Source organism: Cupriavidus sp. 10L43_2, from assembly GCF_056395265.1.
Window position 1 is genome coordinate 206522 of the sequence record NZ_JBFTJE010000008.1, and the last position, 18680, is coordinate 225201.

Here is an 18680-nt window from a genome sequence, read left to right on the forward strand (position 1 = left end):
ACAGTCAAGCGCTTACTTCAAACGATGATTGGGCGATCAGAACGCGGCCCAGTCGTCGTCCGCGCGCGAGGCAGGGGCCGCCCCCGACGCCGACAACTGCGGGCGCACCAGCTGCGACTCGCGTGACTTGCGCACCACCGGCGGCCGTGCGCTGGCGGGGCGGGCGGCAGCGCGTGCCGGGCCCGACGCGGGCGACGACATGGCCAGCTTCGGCGCGGCATGCACCGGGGCCGGCGCGGCGGCGCGACGACCGTCCTCGCCACCCAGCGTGAACACCGACACCACGTTCTTGAGCTTCTGCGCCTGTTCCTCGAGCGCACCGGCGGCAGCCGCCGCTTCCTCGACCAGCGCCGCGTTCTGCTGCGTCACCTGGTCCATCTGGTTCACCGCCTGATTCACCTGCTCGATGCCGGTGGTCTGCTCCTGCGACGCCGCGCCGATCTCGTTCATGATGTCCGTCACGCGACGCACGGCCTGGACGATCTCGCCCATGGTCTGGCCGGCCTCGGCCACCAGACGCGTACCGCTTTCCACGCGCTGGCCCGATTCGCCGATCAGCGTCTCGATTTCCTTGGCGGCGTTGGCGCTGCGCTGCGCCAGGCTGCGCACCTCGCCGGCCACCACGGCAAAGCCACGGCCCTGTTCACCGGCCCGCGCCGCTTCCACGGCGGCATTCAGCGCCAGGATGTTGGTCTGGAAGGCGATGCCTTCAATCACGCCGATGATCTCGACCACCTTGCGCGAGGCGCCGTTGATCTCGTTCATCGTATCCACCACGCGGCCCACCACGTCGCCACCCTTCATGGCGATCTGCGACGCCTCGCCAGCCAGCACGCCAGCCTGGCGCGCGTTGTCGGCGTTCTGGCGCACCACCGTGGTCAGTTCCTCCATGCTCGCCGCGGTCTGCTCCAGCGACGACGCCTGTTCCTCGGTGCGCTGCGACAGGTCGGTGTTGCCGGCGGCAATCTGCTGCGTGGCCGAGGCAATCGAATCGGTACCGCCGCGCACTTCGGCGACGATGCCCGACAGGCTCTCCTGCATCTTCGCCAGCGCCTGCATCATCCGGCCGATCTCGTTCTTCGACATGCTGACGATGCGCGAGGTCAGGTCACCGCGCGCCATGCGCTCGAACACGTCGAGCGCTTCCTCCACCGGGCGCACGATCGCACGTTGCAGCATCACGGCCGCCAGGATGGCAACGACGGTTCCGGCCACAATCAGGACGATCGACAACAGGCGAATGCTCTCAAAACGGGCCTGGGCGCCTTCGAAGCTGCCCTTGGCCACGTTCATCTGGAATTTCTCGAGCTTCTCGTGGGCCGTGGCCATCGTGCGCTGGAGGTCGGGCAGCACGTCGCGGGCCAGGCGCAGGGACTCTTCGCGGTTACCGGCGACCAGCGCCTGCTGGAGCGGCGTCACGCCCTTCTCGAAGAAAGCCTGGCGCGCGACGCCCAGCGGGGTGGCGAGCGCCTTTTCCTCATCGCCCTGGGGCAGCGCCAAATAGCGCTTCCAGCCGGCGTTGGACGACTCGACGAAGATCATGGAGCGGTCCACGTTCTTCTTCATGTCGTCGCTTTCGCTGCCGGGCATGACGCCACGGTCCAGCGCCAGGCGCACGCGGGTGGTGCCCAGCATCGCCTCGCTCAGCGCAAGCGCCGAGGCAAGCTGGTTCGAATAGGTTTCCTTCAGCGCATCATTGGTTTGCGAGATGCCATGCAGCCCGGCCCCGCCCACCAGCAGCAGGATGGCGGTGAGCACGACCATGGCGCCCCGCAAAAGGGTCTTGATCTGAATATCGTTGTGAAAGGACATGATTCGCTGAATGAATAGGAGGAAACCCGGCGCCCTCCCGGCACCGGTCCGGCAGGCGGACACCCCTGGCAGCCTGCTCAAGACACGATAACGGCGCGGTCTCAACCATCCTTGAGGCAACCGGCAAATCGAATTCACTGTGCGGATAAGGCACCCGAGGCAAATGCGCAAAATGCGGTGGCATACACCGCACATATGCCCCGGATGCACTGCACAAAACGGCCGACTCAAACAGGCGAATCGTCTCAAATGCGGCAGAATCCGAAACGCGTCGGCAGGCCAGTTCAGCGTCCGCCGAATATCGCGCCGTTTTGCATCTACGGGCCGCGCGCTGCCGTGCCGAATCGATGGTTATCCTGACCACCCGGGTATTCGCGCTGGCGTTACTCGATTGCCCCGGCAAATGCCGGCGGCGACAGCCCTCCCTGATAAAAGTTCAGGGGATTAAGTGATTTGAGACTTTTCGCAAATTGGCCCCTGGCGCGGAAAAGGGATTTGCAGGGCGGGGTGCAGCGGTTATAATGCCCTCGACAATTCGCGGACCCATCTATAAATAGAGGCTTGGAAATGGCGACCTATCAGGAAATCGTTCAGAAAATCAGCGAACTGCAGAAGCAGGCGGAAGAGATCAAGTCGCGCGAGCAGGCGACTGTGATTGCCGATATTCGCGAAAAAATCGAACAATATGGCCTGACCGCCGACGATCTCGGATTTGGCAGCGGCAAGGCCGTGGCCAGCAAGAAGGCCGCGCGCAAGGTGCCGGTGCGCTATCGCGACAGCGCCGGCAATACCTGGACCGGCCGCGGCAAGCGCCCGGGCTGGCTGACCCAGGCCCTGGCCAACGGCAAAACGGTGGAAGATTTCCTGATCCGCTGATCGCCGCGTCACCGCACCAACAAAAAACCGGGCCAAGGCCCGGTTTTTTGTTGCGCGTCGGTTATCCCGCTGCCGCAGAAACGGGTACGCGCCCCGTCATCGCTCAGCCGGTAAACCCGTTCGGATTCATTGACTGCCAGCGCCACGAGTCCTCGCACATGCGGTCGATGTCATGCTGGGCGCGCCAGCCAAGCAACTCCTGGGCAAGCGCCGGATCGGCATAGCAGGAAGCGATATCGCCGGGCCGCCGCGCCACGATTTCATAAGGAACAGGCCGGCCGCTCGCACGTTCGTAAGCCTTCACCACCTCCAGGACGCTGTAGCCACGGCCGGTGCCAAGGTTCACGGTCATGCCGCGCGGCTGCTCGCGCAAGTATTTCAGCGCAGCCACATGGCCGTCGGCCAGGTCGCAGACGTGGATATAGTCGCGCACGCCGGTGCCATCCACGGTGGGGTAGTCGCCGCCATAGACGCTCAGTTTCTGCCGGCGGCCACCCGCCACCTGGGCCACATAGGGCATCAGGTTGTTGGGAATGCCGCCCGGGTCCTCGCCAATCAGCCCGCTGTCATGGGCACCAACCGGATTGAAATACCGGAGATATCCGATTCGCCAACTCGCATCCGAAATCTCGATATCGCGCAGAATCTGCTCGCCCATCAGCTTGGTCTGGCCGTACGGATTGGTCGCGGACAGCGGAAAATCCTCGAGGATCGGCACGGCATGAGGATTCCCGTAAACCGTGGCCGACGAACTGAATACCAGTTGTTTCACGTTGGCCGACTGCATCGCGGCGCAAAGCGTCAACAATCCGTTGAGATTGTTGCTGTAATACTCGATCGGCTGGCTCACCGACTCGCCCACCGCCTTCAACGCGGCAAAATGGATCGCACCGGAAATCTTGTGTTCGGCGAACAGCTTGTCCAGCAGCGCGCGGTCACGCACGTCGCCTTCGACGAAATTGGGCGTCGCGCCGGTAATCTGCGCCAGGCGTTCGACAACTGCACGGTTGCTGTTACAGAGATTATCGATACCGACAACGTTGTAGCCTGCTTCGTGCAGTGCCACCCAAGTGTGGGAAGCAATATAGCCGGTGGCACCGGTCAGCAGTAAGGTCTCAGCCATGGAAAGGATCAGGGTCAGAAATAGGAATTCGGGGGCGATGCCACGCGCCGGATCGGGCGCATTTGCGCGGGGCGCTCATCATAGCCGGCGCGGGTTACGCCCAACATATCACGGCTGCGTCACAGCGCCATCGTCAAGACGGCTGAGGCGCGGCGGACCGGGTCGGCGGCAGGCCGGCACGTGCCTGCCACGCCTCATAGGCGGCGTGCAGCCGCCAGCCGGACTCCAGATCGCGCATGCCGAGCACCTGGGCCACCTTGGCCGGTGCAGTACCGGCATCGAAGTGCATCGCACCGCACGTATTGCGCAGCGTCTGCGGCGACGCCCGCTCGCGCCGCCCGGCCAGCACGCCGGCCTCTTCTAATAGAAGCTCCACGCGACGGTAGATCGAAGCCGCATGCATCGGCCGGCCATTGGCCATCGCCGGGAAGACCAGTTCGCCGAGCGTGCCGGCGGCCGCGCGCAGCGCCAGCCAGTGGCGCAGCGGCACCTCGGCGAACGGGAACAGCGGCACGGTATAGGCGCGGCCGTTGTCCGGGCGCACCATGCGCAGGGCCAGCGCGGCGCCCTCTCCACCATCGCCAGCCCCTTCCTCCAAGCCGTCGATGGTTTCCACGCGCAGCGCGCGCACCTCTGCCACCTTCAGGCCGCCACCCAGCAGCACGGCGATCAGCGCCACGTCGCGCGCGCGCTTCCACTGCGTAGGCGAAATGCCGCGCGACAGGTCCGGCCGCTCGAGCCCATCGGGCGACAGCACGCGCGCCACCAGCAGATCGCGCTCGCCCGGCAGCAGGAATGCCGTGGGGTCGTTATCCCCCTCCGTCAGATGATTCTTCACCGCCTGACTCGCGGGATTGTGCAAGTTCTGTTGCAGCAGCGAGAGATGGTGGAACACGCGCTCGATCAGCCGCGCATAACGATAACGATGGCGCTTGTGCAGGTCCTGGGCATCGAGAAACGCGCCGATCTGCCCCGCCGACCACGTCAGCGGCGGCAAGCCCTGCTCGCCGGACCAGCGCAGCAGCTTGCCCCACATCGCCCGATAGACGACGGCGGTGCCGTGCCGGAAACCGTGGCTGGCCAGCCAGCCATCGAACGCGCGCTCGGGTTGACGGCGCCAGGCGTCGAGGTCGGCATCGAACAGGGCATCGGGCTGCGGGTCGGCCCCGGAAAGCGTGGTCAAGAGTGCTCCTGGATGACGCGCCGCGAAAAACGGCGATGCGTGCATTGTAGACAACCCGGCACACGAAGCTGCCTGCCGCTTGCAAAACGCCTCCGCGTCGTGATACCTTGCCACTCACTATGCAACCAGTTGCATAAAGCAGATTCCACTACGACTTTCGACGTGATCGGAGGAGACCCGATGCGAAACCTCTCACTCGCGCCCGCCGCGGCGCAATCGCTGGACACGTGGCACACGATGATCGCCACCCACAATATGGACGCGCTCGATAGCATCGTCGCCGACGAAGTGGTGTTTCGTTCACCCGTGGCGCACACGCCCTACCCAGGCCGCGCCGCCATCCAGCTGGTGCTGACCACGGTGAACGAGGTCTTCGAGGACTTCCGCTACCACCGCAGCTTCGTCGGCGACGACCAGGCGAGCGTGGTGCTCGAATTCAGTGCCAATGTGGCCGGCAAGGCGCTGAAGGGCATCGACATGATCCGTTTCGATGCCACCGGCAAGATCGTCGAATTCGAAGTCATGGTGCGCCCGCTCAGCGCATTGCAGGCGCTGGGCGAGGCCATGGGCGCCCGCCTCGGCGCCCAGAAACACATCTTGCGGGGCGCCTGAGCGACTCGTATTTCCACGCCCCATCTATTAGAGATCAGAGGAATCCCATCATGGCCCTTCCCGCCCTGCTCCAGAACCTGTCACTGCCGGCCGTCTGCTCGCCGCTGTTCATCATTTCCAATCCCGACCTCGTGATCGCCCAGTGCAAGGCCGGCGTGGTCGGCTCGTTCCCGGCGCTTAACGCACGCCCGGCCGAGAAGCTCGAGGTATGGCTGGACCGCATCACCACGGAACTGGCCGAGCACGACGCCAGGCACCCAGACCGTCCTTCCGCCCCGTTCGCGGTGAACCAGATCGTGCACAAGTCCAACGACCGCCTGGAGCACGACCTGGAACTGTGCGTGCGCTACAAGGTGCCCATCGTCATCACCTCGCTCGGCGCGCGCAAGGAAGTCAATGACGCCGTGCATTCCTACGGCGGCATCGTGCTGCATGACGTCATCAACAACACCTTCGCGCGCAAGGCGATCGAGAAGGGCGCGGACGGGCTGGTCGCCGTGGCGGCCGGCGCGGGCGGCCATGCCGGCACACTGTCGCCGTTCGCGCTGCTGCATGAAATCCGGGAATGGTTCGATGGCCCGCTGCTGCTGTCCGGCGCCATCGCCAGTGGCAACGCCGTGCTGGCCGCGCAGGCCGCCGGGGCGGACCTTGCCTATATCGGCTCGGCCTTCATCGCCACCCAGGAAGCGAACGCGCAGGACGCCTACAAGCAGATGATCGTCGACAGCTCGGCGGACGATATCGTCTATTCCAACTTGTTCACGGGCGTACACGGCAATTACCTGCGCAACAGCATCGTGCGCGCGGGGTTGGACCCGGAAGCCCTGCCGACCTCCGATGCCTCGAAGATGAATTTCGGCTCGGCGAGCGTCAAGGCGTGGAAGGACATCTGGGGCGCCGGCCAAGGCGTGGGCGCGATCAAGCGCGTGGTGCCGGCCGGTGAACTGGTGCGTCGATTTGTGGAGGAGTATGCACTCGCTCGCCGTCGCCTCGGTCTGGCCGAAGCCGCCCCGGCCAGCGCGGCCTCCGCGCTCGACGTGGCCTGACGGTAGCAGTTACGTGTTGTCGCTGGCGGCAGGAGCCGCCAGCAGCGGCAGCAGATCCTTGGCCCATTTCACCCAGTCTTCCTCATAGCGGATGCCGCGCCTGAGCAGCGCATGATGGATCTGCCGCGTGCGGTCGGCCTGCCCGGCCGCGAAGTCCTTCTGCTCGATCTTGAGAAACGTCTCAAGCCGCGCCTGATGCAGCGCGATCAGCCGTGCCATCTCGTCGGCCAGTCCCAGTGGCCCGATTGCAGCATCTGCACGTAGCTTCACCAGAATTTCCTCACGCTGATCGATCCCCAGCCCGGGAGCGAGCACCCAGCGCGCCAGTTCGTCGCGACCAGCCGGCAACACGCGATACACCTTCTTGCGACTCTTCTTCTCCACGCCATCGGCCTCGGCGGGCTCGCCGCCGTTCGTGCCATTGCTCGCGCCATTGCCCTGCTCATCGGCCGCAATCCAGCCGTGATCGGCCATGCGGCCCAGTTCCCGATAGATCTGCTGGTGCGTGGCGTGCCAGAAATAGCCGATGGACTTGTCGAACCGGCGCGCGAGGTCGTAGCCGGAGGACGGCTTTTCGATCAGCGAAATCAACAGGGCGTGCTGGGTAGACATGAGGCGGGATCTGGGTGCGGGAGCCTGGCATGAAGGTTGCGACCCTGCCCCGCGATGAGCGGGTGAGGTCGCGGCGAAGCTGCCCGGTATGGTAACGCGCAAGTCACGCGGCGTCATGCCGTTAACCCATGGGATACGCGCTTGTTGCGCCCCAGGCATCGGCAATGCGCGCCGGCGTCTATTTATGACAATTTAGTCAATTGTCTCGAAACAGATCTAAAAAAAACGAAATGGCATTTCCCGACCGCTTGCAATACATTCCAGACATTGCCACCCGCATGCGCGCGCCCCTTTGCCGGCCCAACGTTCCGCGTCATGCGTCTCCCGGGAGTTGTCTATGAACGCAAGACCGGAATTCACCGAAGGCTCCGCCGCTGGCGAGGCCGCCGCGCCTGTCCGCGCGGCCCGCGCCCGCGCCGGTTCGGCCCCGATCTACTACCGGCTGCCCGACACGCCGGAAGGGCATCACATCAAGGAATACGCGAGCGGGCTGCGCCAGCTCGTGCGCTTTGTCGGTGTCGAGGAACAAGTGGTCAAGTACAGCCTGGCCTGATTTCCCGCACACCGGCCCGTGTCGGTTGTCTCCTCCTGTCCCTCCGGGACCTGGGATTTCTGCCCGCGACTGGTTCGCGGGCTTTTTCTTGGGCATAAAAAAACCGGCCCATCGGGCCGGTTCCCAGTACTGCTTACTGCGTACTGCGTGCTTCAGTGCTGCAACGATCAGTCCACCGTCGCGCCGGAGGCCTTCACGACCTTGGCCCACTTGGCGGACTCGGACTTCATGAAGGCGGCGAGCTGGGCCGGCTTTTCCGGGTTCGGCTCGGCGCCTTGTTCGGCCATCTGCTTCTTCACTTCCGGCATGGCGAGGATCTTCACCACTTCGGCGTTCAGGCGGTCGACGATCGGCTGCGGCGTGCCGCCCGTGGCGTACAGCGCGAACCACGACGTGGCTTCATAGCCGGGCACGCCGGCTTCGGCCACCGTCGGCACGTCCGGCAGGGCCGGCGAGCGCTTGCCCGAGGTCACGGCGATGGCGCGCAGCTTGCCGGCCTTCACGTGCGGGTACGACGACGGCATGTTGTCGAACATCAGGCCGATCTGGTTGCCCAGCAGGTCGTTCACGGCCGGGGCGCTGCCCTTGTACGGAATGTGCTGGATGTGCAGGTTGGTCATCGAGTTGAACAGCTCACCCGAGAGGTGCATCGACGAGCCGCTGCCCGACGAGCCGTACGACAGCTTGTCCGGGTTGGCCTTCACGTAGGCGATCAGTTCCTTCACGTTGTGCACCGGCACCTTCGGGTTCACCACGACGATGTTCGGCACCATGGCCACGCGCGTGATCGGCGCGAAATCCTTCACCGGATCGTACGGCAGCTTGGAGTACAGCGACTGGTTGATGGCGTGCGTGCCGATGGTGCCCATGAACAGCGTGTAGCCGTCGCCCGGGGCCTTGGCGGCCAGCGAAGCGCCGATGTTGCCGCCCGCGCCCGGACGGTTGTCCACCACCACGGGCTGGCCCAGGGCCTTGCCCAGCTGCAGGCTGACGATACGCGCCAGGATGTCGGTGGTGCCACCGGCCGAGAACGGCACGATCATCGTGATCGGCTTGGTCGGATAGGTGCCCTGTGCCTGCGCGCCGCCCACGGCGGCAATGCCGGCGGCCAGTGCCACACCAGCGGCCAGCAGGCGTCTGCGCGCCTTCGAAGGTTGATTGGTCATGCTCATCTTGTGCTCCAGGAATGAAATGCTCGCCAGCGGCTGGGATAGGTGCCGCCGACGCCAAGCTTTGAATCGCTATTTCCGCCCCGTGCCAGGGCGGGCATCTTTCTTATACGGGCGCCACGCCCAGCGTGGTTCCGCCGCAGACGTACAGCACCTGTCCGGTCACGAAACCATTCTCGGGCGAGAGGAAGAAGAGCGAGGCACGCGCCACGTCTTCCGGCGTTCCCATTCGTTTCACGGCGATGCTTGCCAGGATGCGCCGTGTTTGTTCGCTGCCCTCCGGATTGCTCCGGCGGAACAGCTCGGTGGCGATGGGACCCGGTGCCACGGCGTTGACGGTGATGCCGTCGCCGCCCAGCTCCATCGCCAGCGTTCGGGTCATGCCAACCAGCCCGGCCTTGACCGCGGAATACACCACGCGGTCGGGCTTGCCCAGCGCCGCGCGCGAGGCCATGTTGACGATGCGGCCAAAGCCGGCCGCACGCATCGCGGGCAGGCAGGCCTGGGTGAGCAGCATGGTGGCCTGCAGCGTCAGGCCCACTACGTAGTCTAGGTCGGCCGTGGTGGCCGTGTCGGCGGTACCGGGGCGGGTGGCGCCGGCGTTGTTCACCAGCCGCGTCACGGCGAAGCGGGACGTCACCTGCGCCGCCGCCGCACGCGTGGCGTCGGCGTTGGTCAGGTCGGCCTGGAAGAACGTCATGTTGGGGTGCGACCACGCGGGTTCCGCGTAGTCGACATTGACCACCTGGGTCACGCCATCGGCGAGCAGCATTTCGGCAATGGCGCGGCCGATACCGGAACTGGCGCCGGTGATAAGCGTGGCAACGGGAAGGGACATCTCGGTACTCCGTACCGGCAACTTCAGCCGGGTCCGTCAGAAAAAGATGCGGCCAGCCGGCGAGCCCGTCGGCCCGGCCGCATTGCTCTACCTCGTTGGGGAAGAGACACCACTGAAACTTCCCATCCGGGTAAACGGCAGGAAGCGGACGAAACTTGAGGGGCGCCCGGCGCCCCTCAAGCCCGTCAGGACACGTTCAGCAACGGTCAGACGCGTTCGATCACCATGGCGATGCCCTGGCCCACGCCGATGCACATCGTGCACAGCGCGTAGCGGCCGCCGGTGCGATGCAGCTGGTACATCGCCGTGGTCACCAGGCGGGCACCGCTCATGCCGAGCGGGTGGCCCAGCGCGATGGCGCCGCCGTTGGGGTTCACGCGCTTGTCATCGTCGGCGATGCCGAGCTGGCGCAGCACGGCCAGCCCTTGTGCAGCAAACGCCTCATTCAGTTCGATCACGTCGATCTGGTCCAGCGACATGCCCAACTGCTTCATCAGCTTCTGGGTAGCCGGGGCCGGGCCGATGCCCATCACGCGCGGCGCCACGCCGGCAGTCGCCATGCCGACGATGCGGGCACGCGGGGTCAGGCCGTGCTGCTTCAGGCCGGCCTCGCTGGCCAGCAGCAGGGCGCAGGCGCCGTCGTTCACGCCCGAGGCGTTACCGGCGGTGACCGTGCCGTCGGCGCGGACCACGCCGCGGAGCTTGGCCAGCGCTTCCATGCTGGTGGCACGCGGATGTTCGTCGCGCTCCACCACGATGGCGTCGCCCTTCTTCTGCGGAATGGTGACCGCCGTGATTTCCTGGGCCAGCGTGCCGTCGGCCTGGGCGCGGGAAGCCTTCTCCTGGCTGCGCAGCGCCATCAGATCCTGGTCTTCGCGGCTGATCTTGTAGTCGGTGGCGACGTTCTCGGCGGTCTCGGGCATCGAGTCCACGCCGTAGGCGGCACGCATCGCCGGGTTGATGAAGCGCCAGCCGATGGTGGTGTCGAAGATCTGCGCATCGCGCGAGAAGGCCGAGGTGGCCTTGCCCATCACGAACGGGGCGCGGCTCATGCTTTCCACGCCGCCGGCGATCATCAGCGTGGCTTCGCCGGACTTGATGGCGCGCGCGGCCGTGCCGGTGGCGTCCATGCCGGAGCCGCACAGGCGGTTGATGGTGGCGCCGGGCACGGCCTCAGGCAGGCCCGCCAGCAGCGACGACATGCGCGCCACGTTGCGGTTGTCCTCGCCCGCCTGGTTGGCGTTGCCGTAGATCACGTCATCGATGGCGGACCAGTCCAGGTTCGGGTTACGCGCCATCAGGGCGCGCAGCGGCACGGCGCCGAGGTCGTCCGGGCGCACCGCGGACAGGCTGCCGGCATAACGGCCGATGGGGGTACGGATGGCGTCGCAGATGAAAGCGTCAGTCATGTTCTGTCTCACTCGTCTTTGGTATGGGTCAGGCGGCCACGGGCTGCAGCAGCGGCACGCCGGTCAGGCGCTGGAGTTCGTCGAAGCTCAGGCCGTCGACGAGGTCGCGGGCGACCAGACCGTCCGGCGTCACGTCGATGGTCGCCAGGTCGGTGTAGATCCGCGTGACGCAGCCGATACCCGTCAGCGGGTAGGTGCACTCGCGCACGACCTTGCTTTCGCCCTGCTTGGTCTGGTGTTCCATCATCACGAACACCTGCTTGGCGCCGATGGCCAGGTCCATCGCACCGCCCACGGCGGGGATGGCGCCCGGCGCGCCGGTGTGCCAGTTGGCCAGGTCGCCGGTCTGCGAGACCTGGAACGCGCCCAGCACGCAGAAGTCGAGGTGACCGCCACGCATCATCGCGAACGAGTCGGCATGGTGGAAGTAGGAGCCGCCGGCCTTGATCGTCACCGGCTGCTTGCCGGCGTTGATCAGGTCGCCGTCTTCCTGGCCGGCTGCGGGCGCGGGGCCCATGCCGAGCAGGCCGTTCTCGCTCTGGAGCAGGATTTCACGGTCGGCCGGCAGGTGGTTGCCCACCAGGGTGGGCAGGCCGATGCCGAGGTTCACCACGGCACCGTCGGGAATGTCTTGGGCCACGCGGGCGGCCATCTGGTCGCGGGTCAGGCGGTTCATTGTGATCTCCTTGGCTTCAGGCGGCTTGATCGGCGTTGGCGGCTTTGGCGGCCTGGGCGGCGCCTTCGATCTTGACCACGCGCTTGACGAACAGGCCCGGCGTGACGATGTGCTCGGGGTCCAGCTCGCCCAGTTCCGCGATGTGGCTCACCTGCACGATGGCGCATTTGGCGGCCATGGCCATGATAGGCCCGAAGTTGCGGGCGGTCTTGCGGTAGGTGAGGTTGCCCCAGCGGTCCGCCGTGTCGGCCTTGATCAGCGCGAAGTCGGCGTGGATCGGCGACTCGAACACATAGCCCTTGCCGTCGATGATGCGGGTTTCCTTGCCTTCGGCCAGCGGGGTGCCGTAGGCGGTGCGGGTGAAGAACCCGCCGATGCCGGCGCCGGCGGCGCGGATGCGCTCGGCCAGGTTGCCCTGCGGCACCAGTTCCAGCTCGATCTCGCCGGCATGGTAAAGCGAGTCGAACACGTACGAATCCACCTGACGCGGGAACGAGCAAATGATCTTGCGCACGCGCTTGGTCTTGAGCAGCGCGGCCAGGCCGGTGTCGCCGTTGCCGGCGTTGTTGTTGACGATGGTGAGGTCGCGTGCGCCTTGTGCGATCAGCGCATCGATCAGCTCGGCCGGCATGCCGGCCATGCCGAAGCCGCCAATCAGGATCGTGGCACCGTCGTGGATACCGGCCACTGCCGCTTCCACCGAGTCATATAGCTTGTTGATCACTTGCGTTCCAGTACGGAAAAGTCCGGCAGCGAGGGCCGGGACCAGCCGCAAGGGGGCGGCACGCAAAACTGTCTCCGGCGTCATGCAGGACGGGGCGTCCGCGCCGTCTGTCCCATGCCTGGGGCATGGTGGCGGGCGCAGACCGGGTCCAACAATCTTGGTGTTGTCTTGGCGGCCGTCTGTGTGCGGCCATGAGTGCATCTGAAACCTGCGAATCCTGCTGAAAGTTCGCTATTCGAACTCCAATTCGCAGACTGAACAAAGGTTACACCCGGCGCGGAAACAGGGTCAAGGCGGCCGGTCCCGTGGCGGGCGATAATCGCACCCGCCCGCGAGGGGTGGCCGCCATCCCTTCAGGGTAGACGCAGCACGGCCTGACTGCCGCTCACACCGGGGCGTACCTCCAGCCGCACATCGATGCGCTCGCGCAACTCGGTCACGTGCGAAATGATGCCGACCAGCCGGCCCGCCTGCTGGAGGTCCAGCAGCGTGCGGATCGCAAAATCGAGGCTTTCCGGGTCCAGCGTGCCGAAACCTTCGTCCACGAACAGCGTGTCGAGCTGGATGCCGCCGGCGCGCGACTGCACCACATCGGCCAGCCCCAGCGCCAGCGACAGCGAGGCCAGGAACCCCTCCCCCCCAGACAGCGTATTGGCGGGCCGCGCGCTGCCGGTGTCATGGTCGAACACTTCGAGATCGAGCCCGCCCGCCACGCGCTGGTCGCCCTGCTCGCGCACGCGCTGCAAGGCGTAGCGGCCCCGGCTCATGCGCATCAGCCGCAGCGACGCCGCCTCGAGCACCTCGTCCAGCAGGGTCGCCAGCACAAAGCGCTGGAACGTCATGCGGCGCGGATTGTTGCCGTTGGCCACCTCCGAGAGCCGGCCCAGCACGGCGTAGCGCGCCTCCACATCGCGGCTGTCCTCGGCCAGCGCATCGAGCAGGGCCTGGCATTGCAGCAGCGCGTCGCGCGCGGCGGCGAGTTCGGTGCGCTGGCGGATGGCATCCTCCAACTGCACGGCCGCCGTGTCACGCGCAGCCAGCAGCGCGGGCAGGTCCGGCGCGGCGATGGCCTGGGCGATGGCGGCGGTGCGCGCGCGGTGCTCGGCAGCGGTGGCCAGATCGATATCGAAACGGCGCACGGCTTCGTCGAGTGTGGCGATGGCGTCCGGCGCGAGCGTGGCGGCGGCATAGGCCGTGACATCGGCGAACCCGGCCTGCGCCAGCGCATCGGCCAACTCGGTGTCGCACTGGACCGTACGCGCGTCGGCCTGGGCCACGTGCTGCTGGGCCGATGCCAGCGCGGCCTGGCTGCCGGAGAGCGTCGCCGCTGCCTGCCGGTCCGCAGCCTGTGCCACTTCCAACGCCGCTTCCAGCGCGCCGGCATGGCGGCGGGCCGCTTCGAGCGATGTCGCGATCACATCGGGATCGCGCGATTCGGCTGGCACCTGCGCGCTGGCGGCTTGCCATTCGCCCTCGCGCTTGGCCTGATCCTGCGCGGCGGCGCGCGCCTGCGCATCGGCGGCGCTGGCGGCAGCCTCGCTGGTGGCGAGCGCCGCCCGGCCCTGCGTGGCCGCCGCTTCCAGTTCCTGCGCTCGGCGCGCTGCCGCCTCCGCCTGCGTCACGGCGGCGGACAGCGCGGCCACGTCGGCCTCCAGCCGGCGCGCGCCGTCTTCCGAACCATCGTCGATCGATTCAGCGATATCAGCCAGCCGCTGCTGGGCCTGCGCGACGTCCGCATCGGCCTTCTGGCGTGCCGCCGTGGCCTCGGCGAGTGCCTCGTCGGCACGCTGGAGCGCGGCGCGGCTCGCGTCGAGGTCGTCATCGGTCACCAGCGCCAGCACCTGCTGCGCCAGCGCCGGGTGATCGGTGCCGCCGCACACCGGGCAGGCATCGCCACGATGCAGCCCGGCAGCCAGCCGCGCGGCCTGTCCCACGCGCCAGGCGGCTTCCGACTGCGCCAGCGCGGCCCGCGCGGTGTCGCGTGCGGCGCTGGCCCGGGTCCATTGCGTCTGGGCAGCCGTCTGCGCCGCGCGCAGCGGCGGCAGGGCAACTTCCACCTGTCGATATTTGCCGATGCGCGCCAGGCGCTCGCGCGCGTTGTCGCGCTGGAGCCGCGTGGCGTCGAGCGGGGCCGCCGTGGCGCGCGCCTGCGCCAGCGCCTCGTCCAGCGCCTGCTGGCGCTTGGTGCCGGCATCCAGCGCCGCCACAGCCTTGGCGTGCGCCGCCTGCGCGTGGGTCAGGGTGGCATTGGTCTGCGCCAGCGCGTGTTGCAGCAGGCCAAGCTGCCGCGCACGCGGCAGCAGGTCTTCCAGCGTCCTCGCGCTCCGCTGCGCCGCCTGCCGTTCCTCGGCGCGGGCCAGTTCGGCACGCAGGGCGACGGTGGCGGCGTCCGCCTCTTGCCGGTCGCGCGCGGCGGCGGCCTCGGCCCGGGCCAGCGCCTCGCGGGAGGCACCCTGCTCGCGGCGTGCCGCCTCGGCATTGCGCGCCACCGGGGTCACGTGCGCCGCGCGCTGGGCCGCCCGCAGCCGGGCGCGCTCCAGATCCATGGCCGGCGTACGGGCGCTCAGGCGCGCGTGCGTGGCCTCGGCCTCCTGCCACGCCGTGCGTTGCGCCTGCTCCATCTCGCCCTTGCGCAGCGACGCCTGCGCCGCTTCGCTCGCGGCGCGCGCCAGCGCTTCACGCTGCTGCAAGCCCAGCAGCGCCTCCTGCTGCGTGGCGATGCGCTCCGCGAGCGCGTCCGTCGACGGCAGCCCGTGCCCTTCCAAGTGCGTGCGGCGGCGCAGTTCAATCTGCTCCGCCTCGCGCCGGATGCCTGCCGCCTGATCCTTGAGGTGCTCCTCCACGCGGCGATACAGCTCGGTACGGAACAGCCGCTCCAGAATCGCCTGCCGCGCGCGCGAGTCCGCCGTCAGCAGTTCGCGGAAGCGCCCCTGCGGCAGCACGATCACCTGCCGGAACTGCGCGCTGTCGAAGCCGAGCAGGTCGCGCACGGCATCGCCCACGCGGTTCGGCTGGGTCGCCTTGCTCCGCCAGCCGTCGTCCATCATCACGTCGAGCTGCGCCTTGGCGGCCTCCTTGACGAAGCCGCCGGCCGCGCGCTGGCTTGGCCGGTCCTGCGTGGGCGAGCGCGTCACCCGGTAGCGCGTAGCGCCCAGGCAGAATTCCAGCGTGACTTCGGTACGCAGTGCCGGGTCGGCATTGGCGCTCCGCATGTCCTGCGGGTTGCGCTCGCCGCCCGAGGTGTCGCCGTACAGCGCGAAGCAGATCGCGTCGAGCAGCGTGGTCTTGCCGGCGCCCGTGGGGCCGTGGATCAGGAAGAACGCCTGATCGCCCAGCTTTGTGAAGTCGATGGTCTCCGTGGCCGCGAACGGACCGAATGCCTGGAGCGTCAGGTGCAGCGGTTTCATGCCGATTCCCTTTCCGCCGCGGCCATGTCGGCCAGCAGGTCGTCCAGCGTCCGGCGCTGATCGCCGTCAAGATCCGCGTCCGCTACCTCGCGGAAGAAGTTGGCGAACAGCGTGCCCGTATCGAGTTCCCGCAACTGCCGCCCCGCCGCGCTGGCCTGCCCGGTGCGCGCCAGCACCGTGCGCTCCATCGCCAGCGCATTCGGGTAGACCTGGCGCAGCCGCGCCATCGGGTCCAGCAGCGCGCCGGTATCGGACAGCACTGCATAGACATAGTCGTCGCGGCGCGGGTCGTCCATGCCCTGCGCCAGCAGCGTGGCCAGTTCGCCCTGGAGCACGCGCAGGTCGCGCAGCGGCTGGAGGGCGATCGGCTCGATCGTCACCTGCCCGGCGCCGTCGATCTCCACCAGCGAGACCGACTTCATGTGCTCGGTTTCCGACAGCGAGTACTTGAGCAGCGAGCCCGAGTAGTGCACCCGCTCGCCGATGGTCTGGGGCCGGTGCAGGTGACCGAGCGCGACGAAATCGAAGCCGGCGAACACCTCCGCCGCCACCGCCCCGCTGCCGCCGACGGAAAGCGGCCGCTCCGACTCGCTCACCGTCCCGCCCACCACGAAGGCGTGGGCCACCGCCACGGCGCGCACACCGGCCGGATGGGTGGCGCGGATGGCCGCCAGCTGTGCCTGAAGCGCCGCTTCGTGGCTGGGCAGGTCCAGCCCGAGCGCATCGCGCACCGCGGCCGGCTCCGCGTAGGGCAGCGCATAGATGCGCACTTCGCCATCGGCGTCGTGCAGCGTGACGCAACTGGCCTGCGGGCCGGTGCGCCCCGCCACGTGCAGCCCCTGCACGGCCATCAGGCGGGCGCCGAAGCCGAGCCGGTGCGCGCTGTCGTGATTGCCGGCGATCATCACCACGGGCACGCCCGCGTCCACGACGATGCGCGCCAGCACGTCGTCCAGCAGCGCCACGGCCTCGGGCGGTGGCACGGCGCGGTCGTAGACATCGCCCGCGATCAGCACGGCGTCTGGCCGTACGTCACGGACCAGCGCGACGAACTGGTCGAGCACATGGGCCTGGTCTTCGAGCAGGCTGCGGGCGTGGAACAGCCGACCAAGATGCCAGTCGGCGGTGTGGAGAAAACGCAATCTGAATCCTTCGGCGCCGTGGCGCGAGAAGCACGGCCGGGCCGCGCGGTCCCGCATCATAACGTTGCGGCCCCCGGCGCCGCATCCCCCTGTATCCCCTCCCCTGTGTGCGCTGCCTCAGGCCGGCTCCGCTTCGCTGTCGGCGATCTGGTACTTGCGCATCTTCTCCCACAGCACCTTGCGGCTGATGCCGAGGCAGGCGGCGGTGTCCTGCCGGCGCCAGCCGTTGGCGTCCAGCGCCGCGATGATGCGGCGGCGCTCCTCGGCGTCGCCACGCGGGTCGGCGCGCTCGGTGCCGTCGAAGGCACCCGGGCGCAGCGCGCGGAACAGCGGGCGGATGCGTTCCTCGTCCCAATGGCCGCACTGCTGCACGGTGATGCCGATCCGCTCGGCCAGGTTGCGCAGCTCCCGCACATTGCCGATGAAGAACGCCGTGCCTACGGCGCCGCGCAGCCAGTCCGGCAGCGGCGGCAGGGCGTCGAAGCCGGCCGGGCCGAGCATATGGCGCAGGAAGGACACCAGCAGGCCCACCTTGTCCGCCGCGCCACGGTCCTCCAGGCTGGGGATGCGCAGCTCGATCACGGCCAGCCGGAAATAGAGGTCGGCGCGGAAGCGGCCCTGGCTCACCGCCTCGCGCAGGTCCTTGTTGGTGGCCGCCACGAGCCGGAAGTCCAGCTTCACCGGCATGGTCGATCCCAGCCGCGTCAGCGCGTTTTCCTCCAGAACCCGCAGCAGCTTGACCTGCTGGAACAGCGGCAAATCGCCGATTTCATCGAGGAACAGCGTGCCGCCGGTGGCCTGCTCGAAGTAGCCCCGGTGGGCGAACATCGCCCCCGTGAACGCGCCCTTGGCGTGGCCGAAGAACTGGGACTCGAACAGCCCGTCCGGAATCGCCCCGCAGTTCACGGCGACGAACGGCCCCTTGCCGTAGCGGGTATTGCGCTCGTGGAACAGCCGCGCGATGCGCTCCTTGCCGGCGCCAGTCTCGCCGTACAGCATCACGTTGCTGCCGAAGTCCGCGTAGGTGTCGACGTGCGACATCAGCTGCAGCATGGCCGGCGAGCCGGCGACGAGGTCGGCCACGTCCGGGCCGGTAGCGGCGGCGGCCAGCAGTTGCGGCATCAGCTTGCCGATCTGCGTGCGCAGGTCGGCGCCGGTGAAGTCGTGCGGCAGGATGTGCGCGTACTCGGGCGGAAAGCGGCCGGGGTCGACTTCCCGGTCCGGCGCGCCCACCCAGATCACCGGCATGCCGTGCGCGGCCTCCCAGTCGAGCGTGAACTTGGCCGCGCCGATGGCCGAGGCGCTGATGACAGCGATGCACGGCTTCACGCGCGGCTCGGCGGGCAGCGCGTCCAGCGCGCCGGCGCGGATCACCTCCACGCCCAGCGGCGTCAGGAAGCGCGCCACGCGGTCGGCAATCTCGTATTTGCCTTCCCAGACATAGACTTCCAGGGTCTCGTAGGCCCAGCGGTCGGCTTTCATGATGGTTCGCTTCAGT

Annotated in this window: 16 protein-coding genes; 4 read left to right on the forward strand and 12 right to left on the reverse strand. The window is 67.7% G+C overall.

Going from position 1 to position 18680, the window contains the following annotated elements:
* Nucleotides 1-36: 36 nt before the first annotated feature.
* Complete coding sequence (locus AC1DEL_RS14345) at nt 37-1812, reverse strand: methyl-accepting chemotaxis protein (protein WP_477125326.1); 1776 nt, start codon at nt 1810-1812, stop codon at nt 37-39.
* A 567-nt stretch (nt 1813-2379) separates the two neighbouring features.
* Between AC1DEL_RS14345 and AC1DEL_RS14350 the strand changes: the two genes are divergently transcribed.
* On the forward strand, nt 2380-2688 hold the full coding sequence (locus AC1DEL_RS14350; protein WP_092295967.1) for an H-NS histone family protein: 309 nt from the start codon (nt 2380-2382) through the stop codon (nt 2686-2688).
* Between the two features lie 103 nt (nt 2689-2791).
* Here AC1DEL_RS14350 and galE read toward each other — a convergent pair whose 3' ends face one another.
* Together galE and AC1DEL_RS14360 are read right to left on the reverse strand one after the other, a co-directional pair.
* Nucleotides 2792-3811 (reverse strand): UDP-glucose 4-epimerase GalE, encoded by a 1020-nt coding sequence (gene galE, locus AC1DEL_RS14355; RefSeq protein ID WP_477105316.1) that lies wholly within the window; start codon nt 3809-3811, stop codon nt 2792-2794.
* Between the two features lie 133 nt (nt 3812-3944).
* Nucleotides 3945-5039, reverse strand: coding sequence for a tyrosine-type recombinase/integrase (locus AC1DEL_RS14360; protein WP_441592658.1), 1095 nt, complete (start codon nt 5037-5039; stop codon nt 3945-3947).
* Nucleotides 5040-5174: 135 nt separating this feature from the next.
* On the opposite strand from AC1DEL_RS14360, the gene AC1DEL_RS14365 reads away from it, so the two are divergent.
* Together AC1DEL_RS14365 and AC1DEL_RS14370 are read left to right on the forward strand one after the other, a co-directional pair.
* Entirely contained in the window at nt 5175-5606 is a 432-nt protein-coding gene (locus tag AC1DEL_RS14365) for a nuclear transport factor 2 family protein (RefSeq protein WP_092295976.1), read from the forward strand.
* 50 nt (nt 5607-5656) lie between these two features.
* Nucleotides 5657-6652, forward strand: a complete 996-nt coding sequence (locus AC1DEL_RS14370) for an NAD(P)H-dependent flavin oxidoreductase (RefSeq protein ID WP_092295979.1) — start codon at nt 5657-5659, stop codon at nt 6650-6652.
* A gap of 9 nt (nt 6653-6661) precedes the next feature.
* On the opposite strand, the gene AC1DEL_RS14375 is transcribed toward AC1DEL_RS14370, so the two are convergent.
* Entirely contained in the window at nt 6662-7264 is a 603-nt protein-coding gene (locus tag AC1DEL_RS14375) for a PadR family transcriptional regulator (protein WP_441592660.1), read from the reverse strand.
* A 337-nt stretch (nt 7265-7601) separates the two neighbouring features.
* Between AC1DEL_RS14375 and AC1DEL_RS14380 the strand changes: the two genes are divergently transcribed.
* Nucleotides 7602-7817 carry a hypothetical protein gene (locus tag AC1DEL_RS14380; RefSeq protein WP_441592661.1) on the forward strand — a complete coding sequence of 72 codons (216 nt, stop codon included), beginning with the start codon at nt 7602-7604 and terminating at the stop codon, nt 7815-7817.
* Between the two features lie 167 nt (nt 7818-7984).
* On the opposite strand, the gene AC1DEL_RS14385 is transcribed toward AC1DEL_RS14380, so the two are convergent.
* The 8 genes from AC1DEL_RS14385 to AC1DEL_RS14420 all read right to left on the reverse strand — a co-directional run bounded on the left by AC1DEL_RS14385 (nt 7985) and on the right by AC1DEL_RS14420 (nt 18664).
* Nucleotides 7985-8989: a Bug family tripartite tricarboxylate transporter substrate binding protein gene (locus tag AC1DEL_RS14385; protein WP_092295988.1), complete on the reverse strand. Its 1005-nt coding sequence runs from the start codon at nt 8987-8989 to the stop codon at nt 7985-7987.
* A gap of 103 nt (nt 8990-9092) precedes the next feature.
* Complete coding sequence (locus AC1DEL_RS14390) at nt 9093-9824, reverse strand: SDR family NAD(P)-dependent oxidoreductase (protein WP_092295991.1); 732 nt, start codon at nt 9822-9824, stop codon at nt 9093-9095.
* Between the two features lie 206 nt (nt 9825-10030).
* Nucleotides 10031-11233 (reverse strand): 3-oxoadipyl-CoA thiolase, encoded by a 1203-nt coding sequence (pcaF, locus tag AC1DEL_RS14395; RefSeq protein WP_441592662.1) that lies wholly within the window; start codon nt 11231-11233, stop codon nt 10031-10033.
* A gap of 28 nt (nt 11234-11261) precedes the next feature.
* Entirely contained in the window at nt 11262-11909 is a 648-nt protein-coding gene (locus tag AC1DEL_RS14400; RefSeq protein WP_454757538.1) for a 3-oxoacid CoA-transferase subunit B, read from the reverse strand.
* Nucleotides 11910-11925: 16 nt separating this feature from the next.
* Nucleotides 11926-12633 carry a 3-oxoacid CoA-transferase subunit A gene (locus AC1DEL_RS14405; protein WP_092296000.1) on the reverse strand — a complete coding sequence of 236 codons (708 nt, stop codon included), beginning with the start codon at nt 12631-12633 and terminating at the stop codon, nt 11926-11928.
* A 353-nt stretch (nt 12634-12986) separates the two neighbouring features.
* Nucleotides 12987-16040: an AAA family ATPase gene (locus AC1DEL_RS14410; protein WP_477125325.1), complete on the reverse strand. Its 3054-nt coding sequence runs from the start codon at nt 16038-16040 to the stop codon at nt 12987-12989.
* Nucleotides 16037-17182, reverse strand: coding sequence for an exonuclease SbcCD subunit D (locus tag AC1DEL_RS14415; protein ID WP_477125324.1), 1146 nt, complete (start codon nt 17180-17182; stop codon nt 16037-16039). Before AC1DEL_RS14415 ends, AC1DEL_RS14410 begins: the two co-directional genes overlap by 4 nt.
* 117 nt (nt 17183-17299) lie before the next feature.
* Nucleotides 17300-18664 carry a sigma 54-interacting transcriptional regulator gene (locus AC1DEL_RS14420; protein WP_092296006.1) on the reverse strand — a complete coding sequence of 455 codons (1365 nt, stop codon included), beginning with the start codon at nt 18662-18664 and terminating at the stop codon, nt 17300-17302.
* Nucleotides 18665-18680: the final 16 nt, after the last annotated feature.